The organism is Enterococcus sp. DIV2371, from assembly GCF_050498525.1.
GTDB classification, from domain to species: Bacteria; Bacillota; Bacilli; order Lactobacillales; family Enterococcaceae; genus Enterococcus_B; species Enterococcus_B mangumiae.
In genome coordinates this window covers 1,411,794-1,425,427 of sequence record NZ_JBIPAJ010000001.1, presented here as the reverse complement: position 1 = coordinate 1,425,427, position 13,634 = coordinate 1,411,794, and the positions used below count along the sequence as shown (strand labels likewise).

General features: G+C 39.8%; 14 protein-coding genes. 3 read left to right on the top strand and 11 right to left on the bottom strand.

Annotation, left to right across the window (positions count from 1 at the left end):
* Positions 1-71: 71 nt before the first annotated feature.
* A complete protein-coding gene (locus tag IGL24_RS06730; protein ID WP_206853042.1) occupies positions 72-323 on the bottom strand; it encodes a DUF896 family protein in 252 nt (83 codons plus the stop codon).
* 151 nt (positions 324-474) lie between these two features.
* Here IGL24_RS06730 and lexA point away from each other — a divergent pair, with 151 nt between their 5' ends.
* Positions 475-1,098, top strand: coding sequence for a transcriptional repressor LexA (gene lexA, locus IGL24_RS06725; protein ID WP_181055241.1), 624 nt, complete (start codon positions 475-477; stop codon positions 1,096-1,098).
* 183 nt (positions 1,099-1,281) lie between these two features.
* The gene (locus tag IGL24_RS06720) at positions 1,282-1,500 is read left to right on the top strand and encodes a hypothetical protein (RefSeq protein WP_207699592.1); all 219 of its coding nucleotides are present in this window, start codon (positions 1,282-1,284) and stop codon (positions 1,498-1,500) included.
* A gap of 216 nt (positions 1,501-1,716) precedes the next feature.
* Here the strand turns inward: IGL24_RS06720 and IGL24_RS06715 are convergent, their stop codons facing one another.
* The 9 genes from IGL24_RS06715 to IGL24_RS06675 form a co-directional block, all read right to left on the bottom strand.
* Positions 1,717-2,229, bottom strand: coding sequence for an adenine phosphoribosyltransferase (locus tag IGL24_RS06715; protein WP_206859404.1), 513 nt, complete (start codon positions 2,227-2,229; stop codon positions 1,717-1,719).
* 14 nt (positions 2,230-2,243) lie between these two features.
* Entirely contained in the window at positions 2,244-4,541 is a 2,298-nt protein-coding gene (recJ, locus tag IGL24_RS06710) for a single-stranded-DNA-specific exonuclease RecJ (RefSeq protein ID WP_207699591.1), read from the bottom strand.
* A gap of 264 nt (positions 4,542-4,805) precedes the next feature.
* A complete protein-coding gene (locus IGL24_RS06705; protein WP_207116107.1) occupies positions 4,806-5,240 on the bottom strand; it encodes a LapA family protein in 435 nt (144 codons plus the stop codon).
* 9 nt (positions 5,241-5,249) lie between these two features.
* Positions 5,250-6,038 (bottom strand): SDR family NAD(P)-dependent oxidoreductase, encoded by a 789-nt coding sequence (locus tag IGL24_RS06700; RefSeq protein ID WP_207116106.1) that lies wholly within the window; start codon positions 6,036-6,038, stop codon positions 5,250-5,252.
* The gene (rnz, locus tag IGL24_RS06695; protein WP_206858811.1) at positions 6,022-6,975 is read right to left on the bottom strand and encodes a ribonuclease Z; all 954 of its coding nucleotides are present in this window, start codon (positions 6,973-6,975) and stop codon (positions 6,022-6,024) included. Before rnz ends, IGL24_RS06700 begins: the two co-directional genes overlap by 17 nt.
* A gap of 143 nt (positions 6,976-7,118) precedes the next feature.
* Positions 7,119-7,706 (bottom strand): DUF1269 domain-containing protein, encoded by a 588-nt coding sequence (locus IGL24_RS06690; RefSeq protein ID WP_207699590.1) that lies wholly within the window; start codon positions 7,704-7,706, stop codon positions 7,119-7,121.
* Positions 7,707-7,983: 277 nt separating this feature from the next.
* Entirely contained in the window at positions 7,984-9,297 is a 1,314-nt protein-coding gene (gene obgE, locus IGL24_RS06685; protein ID WP_034689254.1) for a GTPase ObgE, read from the bottom strand.
* 240 nt (positions 9,298-9,537) lie between these two features.
* Entirely contained in the window at positions 9,538-10,470 is a 933-nt protein-coding gene (locus tag IGL24_RS06680; protein ID WP_207699589.1) for an alpha/beta hydrolase, read from the bottom strand.
* Between the two features lie 174 nt (positions 10,471-10,644).
* Positions 10,645-11,736 carry a DUF871 domain-containing protein gene (locus IGL24_RS06675; protein WP_206858804.1) on the bottom strand — a complete coding sequence of 364 codons (1,092 nt, stop codon included), beginning with the start codon at positions 11,734-11,736 and terminating at the stop codon, positions 10,645-10,647.
* A 186-nt stretch (positions 11,737-11,922) separates the two neighbouring features.
* Between IGL24_RS06675 and IGL24_RS06670 the strand changes: the two genes are divergently transcribed.
* Positions 11,923-12,675 carry a peptidylprolyl isomerase gene (locus IGL24_RS06670; RefSeq protein WP_206858803.1) on the top strand — a complete coding sequence of 251 codons (753 nt, stop codon included), beginning with the start codon at positions 11,923-11,925 and terminating at the stop codon, positions 12,673-12,675.
* Between the two features lie 330 nt (positions 12,676-13,005).
* Here IGL24_RS06670 and fabZ read toward each other — a convergent pair whose 3' ends face one another.
* A complete protein-coding gene (gene fabZ, locus IGL24_RS06665; RefSeq protein ID WP_010735583.1) occupies positions 13,006-13,446 on the bottom strand; it encodes a 3-hydroxyacyl-ACP dehydratase FabZ in 441 nt (146 codons plus the stop codon).
* Between the last annotated feature and the right edge of the window lie 188 nt (positions 13,447-13,634).

Sequence of the window (13,634 nt, the reverse complement as noted above, 5' to 3'; positions counted from 1 at the left end):
TTTTACCTATATTTCTCATTCTTATTTTATAGCAATTCCCATGAAAAAGCAACGACTTTTAGTTTTTTTTACTAAAAGTTGTCATTTCTATTATGGATACCTTTTTGCTTCTGGATTTCTTTCAATTTGTCAGGTGTAACATCATTTCCTTCAGGATCTACGACTTTCATTCCTTCGATATGATGTCTCATACCAGAACGAAAAGATGCTAGATATTCTTCACGTAACTTCGCTTGCTCTTTGACTTCAGCAGGTGTCAATCCTTCTGCTTTCTTCTTTTTAGCTAACTGATTGATACGTTCGATTTTATCAGGTGATAACAACAATATCCCTCCTTGCTTTTGCTTCTCCTATATCTTATATAAAAAATGAAAAAAAAACAACTACATCAATAGGTTTTAATGCGAACATTTGTTTGAAATCAAGCATTTTCTATGGTACTATTTACTTATCAAGTGAAAGAAGGTGTACCTTGTGGCCCGACAAACTGAAACAAGACAAATCGAAGTCTTACGATATATTCACGAACAAGTGACCCAAAAAGGCTATCCACCAACTGTCCGTGAGATTGGAGAAGCCGTTCAGCTCTCTTCTACCTCGACAGTCCATGGTCATCTTGCCCGATTAGAGAAAAAAGGCTTTATTCAAAGAGACCCTACGAAACCACGTGCGATCGAATTGACGCAACAAGGATTATCAAAAATCGGTATCCGTCCCTCAACGATACCAGTACTAGGTGTAGTAACTGCCGGAGAACCGATATTAGCTGTCGAAGAAGCTTCTGACTTCTTTCCAGTGCCACCAAATCTTTCTTCCGAAGAAGGTAGTTTGTTCATGTTGACGATCCGCGGAGAAAGTATGATCAACGCAGGGATCTTAGATGGTGACAATGTCATTGTCCGCAAACAAGAAACTGCTCAAAATGGCGATATCGTGATTGCGATGACTGCTGAAGACGAAGCAACGTGCAAACGTTTCTACAAAGAAAGAGACCATTTCCGTCTACAACCGGAAAATGATCTGTTAGAACCGATCATCTTAGATGAGGTATCGATCTTAGGTCGTGTCGTTGGTCTTTACCGAAGCCATATTTATTGATCAGAAAAAACAATACAATCGATGAGCATTTATGTGCGAGCTTGAGATCATGATCTCAAGCTCTTCTTTTCCTCTTTCACGGAATATTTTGCTCTTTTTAAACTTCCCTCTTTACAAACCGAACAAAAGTTCGTATACTAATAGTACGAACTTTTGTTCGCATTCTATAAAGAGGTGAATGTCATGAAATCAATGAGACGTTTTGGTTTAGTGTTGATCGTTTTGTTTTTAGGTATTATTATTGGTAATTTCGGGCTGCGTACAGCGCTTTTGTTTTTTGTTCCTTTGTTTACATTGTGGTTCATGTTGTGGGATGAAAAAAAATACCGTCAATCACAACGTCGTCAGACACATGAAGACTCCTTTTACCATGAAACCTATTACAGCTCCAGGCACACGTAAAAAGTAAGTAGTTAAGATTCTATGAATAACCCCTTCCAAGCAAACGATCGATCGTCGTTTGCTTTTTTTTTCGACCAATTTGCTACAGTTTTTTTCTCTTACTTTGAACAATTGAAGCTCTCCCCCTCCACACAAGAAAAACATCCTTACCACGAACCTTCAGTGTGTTCGTGGTAAGGATGTTTGTTAAGTTTGTTCAATTGTTCGATTCTCTGATCAATACTCCATTAAAGTGATCATATCATAGCCTTCGATTTTGTCACGGCCATTCAAGTCCATCAACTCGATCAAAAAGGCACAGCCTACGACAACTCCACCAAGTTCTTCGATCAATTCGATCGTCGCTTTGATCGTTCCGCCTGTCGCTAACAGGTCATCACAAATCAAGACTCTTTGTCCTGGCTGGATCGCATCTTTGTGTAATGTCAATGTATCTGTCCCATATTCAAGTCCGTAAGTCACTTCGATCGTTTCACGAGGCAACTTCCCTTTCTTACGTACAGGGGCAAAACCGACACCCAACTCATATGCTACTGGGCAGCCTACGATAAATCCACGTGCTTCAGGTCCTACAACCATATCGATCCGTTTTTCTTTGGCATAATCAACGATTTGCTTTGTTGCTTCACGATAAGCATCTCCATCAGCCATCAACGGAGAGATGTCTCTAAATATAATTCCTTTTGACGGATAGTCTGGAATACTAGCAATATAATTTTTTAAATCCACTTTTTCGTTTCCTCCTAGGTTGTTAACCATTTTTTTATTGTGGGAATGTCACTTAATAGTAAAAATTCCTCTGATTTGATTTTCTTCAACCGCTTTTGATAGTGAAGACTATCTGTCAACGGATGATTCGCTGGATCTGCGACTTTCTCTAAAACACCATTGTTTATTGTAACAAACTTCAACTCAAAAAACACCTGTATCATAAAAATTAATAATTTTTGTGGGATTTTTAAATAGTTTGAGATCGCACCTAATTTATGCCTGATGTCGATCCGTTCTTGTGCATGGATCAATTTAAAGAGTCTAGCATACTGTTCCCTCGTCCCTACGCCATTCAAGTACGCTTCATCGACTGAAATACCTAAGAAGTACACACGACTGAACGTACCAAGAGCTAAGATCTCTTTTAAGACATGTAATTCAGCCGGACAATCGATCACGACAAGCGCACTCGGATCATTTTCCTCGATCCATGCTTGGACTGTCTCTTTCTCTGACCAAAGAATGATTTGTTCCTGTAAAGAGGCGTTTAATTCTTTGATCGATGCTTCATCAAATGCTAAATAGATCGGACGCTCGATTTCATTTGCCAATGTTCGATAGCGTTTTGCTCGCCAATCAAACACTTGTAACCCTTCTACTGCAAAATCGGAAACCATCAACTGCGGTTTTTTACGACCATTCCACTCATTGATCGATAATTGCCCTACGATATCGAGAGAATCATCTAAAAACTCATTTTCTTGTGCCCCAAAACCAAATGCGACTGCATCTAGCTGACTCTCTTCATCGACTAAAGAAAGTTTCAAGTGCTGTTGACTTGAGCCAATTCGTTTCACATTTTGGACAGCGACCTGTTTAAATAAGAAATTCGGGACAGGATTATCGGTTCCGAAAGGTGCGAGTAATTTCAACGTATCGATTTGTTCAACAGTCACGTCTTTTGGCGAGACGATTTCATCGATCGCCAATACTGGTCCTTTTGATAAATCGATTGCCTTCTCTTTCACATAGGCATTCATCCGCTCTTGTAACTGCGGGATATTTTCTGCGGGCATCGTCAAGCCGACTGCTGCGTGATGGCCGCCAAAAAATGTAAACAGTTCGCTCATCTCATTTAGCATCTCATAAAGGTTCAATGCTTCGATACTGCGACCTGATCCTTTTGCGACAGTTTGATCTTTGATTCCTAGAACGATCGTTGGTTTGCCAGTTTGATTCATGATCTTGCCTGCCACGATCCCCAAAACACCTTCATGCCAACCTGGATGTGCCAATAAATGGATCTGATTCTCTTCATTGATCATCGCTAATGCTTCAGTGGTGATCTGCTCCACGATTGCTTTACGCTCTTCATTGACTGTTTGTAGCTGTTCCGCTAATGTTTGCGCTTGGCTTTCATCAAATGTCGCTAATAAATCGACTGCTGGATTAGGATCGCCCATGCGGCCGATGGCATTTAAACGTGGGGCAATAGAAAAACCGATCATTGTTTCATCTGCTTCATTCGCACGCACACTACTTTGGGCAAACAATGCTTGTAAGCCGACACGCTCCGTTTGACGTATTGCCTGTAATCCTAACGCTACGAGCGTTCGATTTTCATCCGTCATCGAAACCAAGTCAGCAATCGTCCCAATCGCTACTAGATCAAGAAACTCTGCGGGTGGTTCTTCCAACAAAGCAGTCGCTACCTTGAATGCTACGCCGACACCGGCTAATTCGCCAAAGGGATAATTGCCTTGCGGATGACGAGGATGGATGATCGCATAAGCTGCCGGCAACTCATTTGGCAACTCATGGTGATCTGTCACGATCACATCTACTCCTTGTTGTTGGGCATAGGCGATAGCTTCATGCCCCGCTACTCCATTATCAACAGTGACGATCAGTTGCGTTCCAGCAGCTATTTTCTCTTGGTACACCGTTGGATTAGGTCCATACCCATGTTCAAAACGATTGGGCAAAAAGACTTCTACTTGGGCACCAAGCAACTCCAACGTTTCTTTCATCACAGTCGCACTAGTGATTCCATCTGCATCATAATCCCCATAGACTAAAATTTGTTCGCCATTGATCACCGCTTCTTGGATACGGCTGATTGCTTTGTCCATGTCAAACATCAAATATGGATCGTGCAGTTTTTGTTCTTTTGGATGTAAAAACTTATGGATACTTTCTTGTTCTCGGTATCCTCTTTGCCACAACAATTGTCCGATCATCGAAGATAATCGTTGTTCTTTGATTATTTGGATAAAGGATTCAGAAGGTGTTGTTTCATTGACCTTCCAATCAAAATTTGCTCGTCTCACATGCTCACCCCTAACTTAGTCATTATAGCAAACGTCACCTCTAAAAAAAAGAATTTCAGTAGACGCGCGAATGGAATAGAAATAAAAATCATTTCCGTTTTTAACCTTAAAAACGAAGAAACGGTATTCCAACAGCAATTCCTTCAAAAATAAGCCGTGAGACCCAAAATTTGACGATCAAATTTCGGGTCTCACGGCTTATTTCTCGGAGCTAAACATTTCTACGAAAGTGGTTCGCTTGCCTACTTTGGCAATCGCTCATGATCAATCAAAGTAATTGACACTTTGTCTTGGTGTTTGAGAAGGGGACTCAGATGGAGTTTTCATTTGTTCGATCTGTGCTTGCTTTGCTTGTAATTCTGCTTGATAGGCAGCTTCAAGCTCCGCACGTTCATTGCGAAATTCTCTTTTTTGTTCTTCTGTTGCCTCTTCGATTTTCTTTTGGATGTCCGTTTGGTTCTCTGCTAGTTCTTTTCTTAATTGTTTCAATTGTTTCTTTTGTTGCCATAGGGTTGTAAATGCTGTTAAAAAGATGATCAATGCACCGATCAACGCCGAACCGATGATCACTAAGATCAATGGGGCGTTAAAAGAAGCAAAACCAAAGCTTACAGGAACATTTTGATTATTCAATACAGCAAACACAACAATGACCAATACTAATAAAAAACCAACGATCACACTACCTTGCTTTTTCATTTACTTCACCTACTTTTTATTAAAAATTCCACCTGCAAAGTAATCTCCAATGGTTGGGAAAAGAGTATAAAATTTTGATGCGATCTCAAGTAATAATGGTTGGTTGATCTCACGTTTAGGATGCTTCATCGCTCGCACGATCGTTTGAGCTAATTTCCCTGAATCTAAAACGAGGTGACCGACTTTTTCCAAGTAACTGCCACTTGGATCAGCTTTATCGAAAAATTCTGTTTCGATCGGTCCAGGATTGACAGTCGTAACAGCTACTCCTAATGGTTTCAACTCTAAGCGTAGCGCGTTAGAGAAACCTAAAACAGCAAATTTAGTCGCTGAATAGATCGTTGATTTGGCTGTCGCCATCTTTCCAGCCATAGACGCCACATTGATGATATGGCCTTCACGTCTTTCTGCCATATCGATCGCAAATTTTTGCGTCAAGACCATCATACCTAAGACATTCACCTCGAACATATCATAGGCTTTGCCTAAATCAAACGATAAAAAGTCTTCAAAAATACCGAATCCAGCATTATTGACTAAAATATCGACACGTCCGACCTCAGCCATCACTTTCGCATATAGTTCGTCGACGCTGTCAGGGTTGCTGACATCTAATTGGAACGCATAAGCTGGTTTTCCGCTCAATTCTTGACAAACTGCCTTCACTTCACCGATTTGTTGGATCCGTCTGGCACAAGTGACAACGATTGCCCCTTGTTTGGCTGCTTCATAACAGATTTGCGCACCTAAACCACCGGAGCCACCAGTGACTAAAACGACTTTATTTTCTAATTTCATCCTGTTTCTCCTCCTGAAATGGAACATCCACAATCTCAAAATCCTTCATGACTTTTGTATTTGGAAAGATTTCTTGTGCTTCTTGTTCAAGTTCTACTGTTGCTTTTCCTAAATATCTTGCACTGATATGAGTCAATAGTAACCTTTTTACATTCGCTTCTTTTGCCACTTCTGCGGCTTGATGAGTCGTTGAATGGAAATAATTATGCGCCATTCTTGCTTCATTTTTATTGAAGGTACTTTCGTGGACCAACACATCAGCATCTTTCGCTAACAAAACGGAATTCGTCGTTTTACGAGTATCACCTAAAATCGTCACGATCCGTCCTTTTTTATCGGGTCCGACAAAATCACGGCCGTTGATGACCTGTCCATTTTCTAATTGAACGGTCTCACCTTTTTTCAGCTTACCATAAATGGGACCAGCGGGAATGTTCAATTCTTTGAGTTTTTCAACTTGCAATTCGCCTTTATGATCATGCTCAACGACCCGATACCCATAACTATCGATGCCATGATTCAATTTTTTGGTATAAACAGAAAAATGGGCATCTTCAAAGATTGCCTGCTCTTCATTTAATTCGATAAAGACGAGTGGATAGCCTAGTTTCGTTTGAGAAATCGTCAATGCATTACGCACAAATGCTTCTGTACCTTTAGGGCCATAGATTTCTAAAGGTGTTTCACCACCTTGAAAAGAACGACTACTGATCAACCCTGGCAAACCAAAAATATGATCGCCATGAAGGTGAGTGATAAAGATTTTTTCTATTTTTCTTGGGCGGATGTTCGTTCGCAGAATCTGCATCTGTGTGCCTTCACCACAATCAAACAACCAAATCTCATTTCGCTCGTCTAATAGTTTCAATGCGATACTTGAGACATTGCGATGTTTTGCAGGAACGCCTGCACCTGTACCTAAAAATTCTAGTTCCATAATTTACCTGACTTTCTATTCATTCTTATTAATTTTAGGGGAAAATCAACTGACAATCAACCGAAAGTCGTAGGATATTTGTTCATAGAAAGATTTTCCCTGAACCAAAAGATTGAATAAATACTACTCTCGATGCTTTCTTCTTATTCAGAAGGTGTAGAATCCTCTGAGCCAGGGGTTGGCTTTTGATGTTTTTCATCCCAATTTTTCTGCGCTGTTTCTTTTGCATGTTTTTCAACTTCTGTTGCATCATGAACGTCTTGCTCTACTTCTTCATAATCCAAACGAGTGATTTCTCCACCTAATTCCATCATCACAAGTTGATTCAATGGTCGGTTATCCTCTTCTTCCGCAATCAATATCAGACCTGTTGCACCTTCACCGATTTTATTGCCGACAAAATCAAACACAGTTTGTGCATCTTTGATTTCTTTTGCGTCTTGGCTCGCACCGATCATCCCACCGGCAAACCAGCCTAACAAAATCCCTAATGGTCCGCCTAAAACACCTACTAACATTCCGATAAGGCCACCTTTAGAAGATTTATTGTTTCCAGTAAAATCTAAAAAGTCTTCGATTTTAAATTGATGTGCCCCATTTGAAACATGGCTGATGACCGCCATTTGTTCGCCTTTGATTGCTCTTGTCATGTGAAGTTTTTTGATTTCAGAAAATGCTTGATAAGCTTGACTTTCCAATTCAAAATTTAATATGATCACTCGTTTGCTCATAGAGATCGCCTCTTTCTCATTTTCTTTTAGTGTACCTTGGAATAACCAAAAATAAAAGGGAAACCCTTCAAAAAATAACGCAGTATACAAAAAAAGGAGTATGACATCCGTCATCTCCTAAAATTGAATAAACAAAGAAGCAAAAGCCAACACTTATAATAGTAAGACAAAATCCACAAAATAAGGTGTATTTGTCTCTCAGATCTTGCCTTACTATCTGGTGTTGGACATTTTCTTATACTGTCTTTCGTTGCAATCGTTATTGTCTAAAAAGAGCTTACTCTACAAATTCAAACTCAAATTCGCCAATGCGTACTAAGTCGCCATCTTTGGCTCCTCGAGCACGTAATGCTTCATCGACACCCATACCACGTAATTGACGTGCAAAACGCATGACTGTTTCATCATGGTCGAAGTTGGTCATTTGGAATAACTTCTCGATCTTCTCACCTGACAATACCCATGTTGCATCCGGCTCACGATCGATCGTAAATTCAGGACCTTCTGGGTTGAAGCCATAATGAACGGTTTCTTCCTCGATCTCTTCCTCATATAATGGGAATTCTGGTGTTACTTCTAATAGATCAGCTGTCGCATTCAGCAACGCATCTAATCCTTTACGAGTCACGCCAGAGATTGGGAATACTGGTATGTCATCCGCAAATTCATCTTCTTTGTTTTTATTTAATTGCTCTTTGAACTTCACCAAGTTTTCTTCTGCATCTGGCATATCCATTTTATTGGCAACGATGATTTGTGGGCGTTCCAACAAGCGCAAGTTATGTGAAGACAATTCGTGGTTGATCGCCAAGTAATCTTCATAAGGGTCGCGGCCTTCCATGCCACTCATATCAATGACATGCAAAATCACGCGGGTACGCTCGATATGGCGTAAAAATTGTGTACCTAAGCCGACACCTTGAGAAGCGCCTTCGATCAAACCAGGAAGATCCGCCGCAGCAAAACTACGTCCGTCACTTGTTGTGACCATCCCTAAATTGGGCACTAATGTCGTAAAATGATACGCACCGATTTTTGGTCTGGCAGAAGAAATCACAGAAAGTAATGTCGATTTTCCTACTGAAGGAAAACCAACCAGACCCACGTCTGCTAAAACTTTTAATTCTAATTCGATTTTACGCTCTTGTCCCGGTTCTCCATTTTCTGCAATCTCTGGTGCAGGGTTTCTTGGAGAAGCAAAGCGGATATTTCCACGTCCGCCACGTCCACCTTTGGCAACTACTAACGTTTGGCCATCTTCAATCAGATCACCTAATAACGCACCTGTTTCTGCATCACGGACTGTTGTTCCTTGAGGCACTTTGACATACGTATCATCTGACCCACGTCCGTGCATCCCTTTACTCATACCATTTTCTCCTGGTTGAGCCTTAAAGTGACGGTTGAAACGGAAGTCCATCAACGTACGTAATCCTTCGTCAACGACTAAGATCACATCGCCGCCTTGACCACCATCGCCACCTGCAGGACCACCGTCAGGTACATATTTTTCTCTACGAAAGGCAACCATCCCGTCGCCGCCTTTACCAGCCTTCACGTCGATCGTTACTTGATCTAAAAACATGGACATATTTTCGTCCTCCTATTTCATTTATCTATTCTTACTATATGACTACCTGAATCTCCACAATAAACACAAGTCCTGTCTATTTTATCGGTGAATGGACCGTTTGTCCATCATTAAACTGAAAGTTTCACGGAAATTCCTGACTCTTTCTTTATTTTACTGCAAGAATGAATCAAGACAAAATAAAACGTTGTGACCAAACGTTTCAAAAAAGTTCTTTAAGAAACACTTTGGTCACAACCGCTATTTTACGTATTTTTCTAAAAAACTACTTACAGTTTGTTGATACTTCTCAGGATCAACCGAATATGCTTTGGCATGTTCTGCTTCTGGAACGACATATTTTTCTTTCGGTCCATTTGTCGCTTGATAAACTTTGTCTAACATTTTATATGGAACGAATGTATCTGCATCGCCATGGATAAACAGCATTGGTAATTTATTTTTTTCTAGTTGCTTGATTGAATCAGCTTCCCCAAAGAAATAACCTGCTCTGATTTTTGTCATCAGGCTAGTAACTTGGATCAATGGAAATGGCGGTAAACCAAACAGTTCATTCAGCTGATAGCTCAACTCTTCATTGACTGATGAATATCCGCAGTCTTCGATGATTGCCTTAACATTTGCAGGCAGCGTTTCCCCACTAGTCATCATGACAGTCGCAGCTCCCATACTGATACCATAAAGGACGATCTCTTCCGATTGTCCATTCGTTTCGATCACTTGATCGATCCATTTCACGTAATCTTTACGTTCGTGCCAGCCGAAACCGATATAATCTCCTTCGCTTTTCCCATGTCCACGCGCATCGGGTACTAATACATTGTAGCCAAGATCATGGAACATCTTCGCATAGTTTGCCATCGTTTCCGCATCCCCCATATACCCATGAGCGACGATTGCTGTTTTGTGGCTGTCTGAAGCGGGCAGATAAATTGCGGATAGCTCCAAACCATCCGCAGATGTCTGGTGCCACTCTTTACGATTTTCAGGGTTTGCAAACCACGATTGCGCCGCTGATTCTTCATTTGTTTTGGTTGTTCCTGGCGTATCGCCTTCCAAAAAATCTTTTTCTGAAGGAACAACAGCATAATTATAAAAATAATTTCCCGCAAAGACTAATACGACTGTTACGAGTAATGCTGCACCGATTAAAATCTTGATCCAAAGTTTCATTTTATACCTTCCTTGCTTTTACATTAACGTACTATCTGGAATTAGTATAAACAAAGAGTCCGTGTGATGCAATGTAGAATAAATAATAATTGTGATTGAAAAGAAGAGACCTGTTAAGCGATTACGGCTTTACAGGTCTCTTTCGACTGACTATTTTAATCGTTCTAAACGTATTTATTTGCTTTCGATCAACTTGAAGTTTGACCATGGTTTTAAGAAATCAAGTAAAAACAACTCATCATCTGAGATACGCCCCACTACATTCACTCGTCCATCATTCTTCATTTCTTTTAAAGCGATTTGCGTTTCGCCTTTGTATTGCCCGTAACCAACGTTATCGATCAATACATCCCCACGCGTCATATCTTTCGTGTTATGCGCTGGGAAAGGTTTGTCTTTGTAGTAGATACGTGTCATTGTTGAACGCAAGATATACTCTGAGCGGTCGCCACGATAACTATGAAGATTATCAAATAAACAAATACGCTCGTCTTCCGTGATATCATCTGCGACATCTACTTTCAATGTTGGATAGCTTGCAAAGAAGGCTTCAGACATCGCACGCAACTCTTCTTCACTTGCGTAGGCATTCCCTACCGAAATATCATCGATCAAACCAGTTAACATCAAGTGTTTGACTTGTGTTGCGATTTCTAGATCGCGATGATCTTCTAATGAGCAAAGCCCGTCTTGTGTCGGCCATGGACCAAAATCCGCCGTTTGCGAATTGACGAAAGCCATTGTATTTAAATTATATTTACGGAATTTTTCCGAGCAAGCGACAAAATGATCGTACCCTAATCCAGAATAGCGATGAGGATAGAAGTTATGCGAACCTAACAAATTATCAGTGTTTGGAGAATAGCTCATGATATTGTCTACATAATTCGTGCCAGAACTCATATTGATCTCGATTTTGATGTTATAAGGATTACGAGTCATTTTTGCTTCTTCTGCTCCAGTGAAACCAATATCAAGACGAATGCCATCAGCACCCATCTCCTCAAAGAAAGATAGATCATCATACGAGATTTCTAACTGTTCAAATAACGCCGGATTGATATCGACCATGACTTCCATCTCTAATTCATTCGCGTAATCAACTACTTTTTTAAATTCTGCCAGAACTTTTTCTTTGTCATCGGCAATTTGTAATAAACTTGTGAACACACGTTTGAATCCATATTTATGTGCTAAATCTAAATATTCTTTGTCCTTTTCAAATGTTGAACGTTCTGGATAAATTGAAATCCCTAATTTTCCCATGTAATGTTACCCTCCTGGATGTGCGTTTTTGTATCCACTTACATTATAACAAACCGCTTCCAAATGGTCTACACCTTTTAATGTTTATTAAATAATTTCGTTTATTATAAGAAAAAGTGTAGGTATTTATCTTATAATTTGCTATCATTAAAGATAACAACGAACAAAATCAGAAAGGAATTACTTATGAAACACAAAAAATTATTTTTAAGCATGAGTATGGCTGCAACGCTATTATTTGCAGCAGGTTGTACTTCGAATGGTTCAGATAACGCATCTTCAAGTACGAATGAAACAACAGAAAAAACAACAGAGACGAGCACTGTAGAAAGTATTGATCTAAATTCATTAGAATTACCTCAATTGAATACAGAAGTTGCTGATAACGAAGATCTAGTTGAAATGGTCACAAGTAAAGGAACGATCAAGATCAAATTGTTCCCAGAGCTTGCACCAAAAGCAGTAGAGAACTTTATGACTCACGCCAAAGATGGTTACTATGAAGGCGTTACTTTCCATCGTGTGATCCAAGACTTTATGATCCAAGGTGGCGACCCTGAAGGAAACGGTACTGGCGGAGAAAGTATTTGGGGAGAAGGCTTTGAAACAGAGATCTCAAACCAACTTTACAACATTCGCGGAGCTCTCTCAATGGCTCGTACACAAGATCCAAACAGTAATGGCAGTCAGTTCTTCATCGTCCAAAATTCAGATGATATGCATGATGGCCTATTAAAAGATGATTACCCACAAGCAATCATCGACGCTTATAAAGACGGTGGCTACCCTAGCTTAGATGGTGAATATACTGTCTTTGGGCAAGTAGTTGAAGGTATGGATGTCGTTGATGCGATCGCGGCTGTCGAAACAGATAGCTCAGACAAACCAACAGAAGATGTGAAGATCGAAAAAATCAATATCTTACAAGAAGCAAAATAGCAGTCGATTGTACGTTGACCGCTGAACTAAAAAAGAGATGCCTTAAAAGTAGATTACTTTTTGGGCGTCTCTTTTTTAGATTTCCCTGAATTTTCGAGATAAGACTATTTTTTATTTTTTTACGAAAAAAAGATTTATTATCATTTAAGTTTAAAAAAACTTAAACTTTTGTAGCAACCTTTAGAAAAGCACAAAAAAGAATCATCCGCGAATAGAAACCTATCCGCAAGATGATTCTTTTTTTAAGGAAAATGATGGTCCACTTTCCTATCTTCATTTATTTTTTTCTTGAGGAAGCGGTCTCTGCCTCCTTAAAGCGCAATACTGTCCTTAGGCTTGTTCGTTGACGATAAATGTAAACTCGCATTCACATACTTTTTTGTCATCGACAAAGGCTTCAGAAATAGCAGTCCCTACTGGACCTTTCATTTTGATGATCTCAAAATGACATTTCATCACATCACCAGGAACGACTTTTTGGCGGAATTTTGCTTTGTTGATCCCCCCGATATACGCACGTTTGCCTAAGAACTCTTCTGATTTCAAGATCAAGATAGAGCCTGCTTGTGCAAGGGTTTCTAAGATCAAAGCCCCCGGCATGACAGGGTTGTCAGGAAAATGACCTTGGAAAAAATCTTCATTGATCGTTACATTTTTCGTTGCAATGATCTTCTTTCCAGAATCGATCGAATCAACGTAATCGATATAACAAATTGGATAACGGTTTGGAATAAGATCCATTACTTCCGTTGCTGATAGTGCGTATGACATAGTTTACTCCTTCTTTCAGGCAATTGCCGTAATCAATACTTTGATTATCAAAGTATCATATTCTTGATTATTTGGCAATCATTTTTTATTCATCAAAAAAATAGTTTGACAATCAAAGCATTTTACTTAATAATAAGAAATCAAGAAGTTATTTTTTTGCACTTATATTTTCGTCACACAAAACTTTT

Excerpts from the sequence above, each read along its gene's own strand:
- IGL24_RS06690 (WP_207699590.1), bottom strand. The coding sequence starts at position 7,706 with ATGAGCAAACGAGTGATCATATTAAATTTTGAATTGGAAAGTCAAGCT.
- fabZ (WP_010735583.1), bottom strand. The coding sequence starts at position 13,446 with ATGTCATACGCACTATCAGCAACGGAAGTAATGGATCTTATTCCAAAC.
- IGL24_RS06705 (WP_207116107.1), bottom strand. The coding sequence starts at position 5,240 with ATGAAAAAGCAAGGTAGTGTGATCGTTGGTTTTTTATTAGTATTGGTC.
- IGL24_RS06675 (WP_206858804.1), bottom strand. The coding sequence starts at position 11,736 with ATGGGAAAATTAGGGATTTCAATTTATCCAGAACGTTCAACATTTGAA.
- IGL24_RS06700 (WP_207116106.1), bottom strand. The coding sequence starts at position 6,038 with ATGAAATTAGAAAATAAAGTCGTTTTAGTCACTGGTGGCTCCGGTGGT.
- IGL24_RS06670 (WP_206858803.1), top strand. The coding sequence starts at position 11,923 with ATGAAACACAAAAAATTATTTTTAAGCATGAGTATGGCTGCAACGCTA.
- IGL24_RS06720 (WP_207699592.1), top strand. The coding sequence starts at position 1,282 with ATGAAATCAATGAGACGTTTTGGTTTAGTGTTGATCGTTTTGTTTTTA.
- rnz (WP_206858811.1), bottom strand. The coding sequence starts at position 6,975 with ATGGAACTAGAATTTTTAGGTACAGGTGCAGGCGTTCCTGCAAAACAT.
- obgE (WP_034689254.1), bottom strand. The coding sequence starts at position 9,297 with ATGTCCATGTTTTTAGATCAAGTAACGATCGACGTGAAGGCTGGTAAA.
- IGL24_RS06680 (WP_207699589.1), bottom strand. The coding sequence starts at position 10,470 with ATGAAACTTTGGATCAAGATTTTAATCGGTGCAGCATTACTCGTAACA.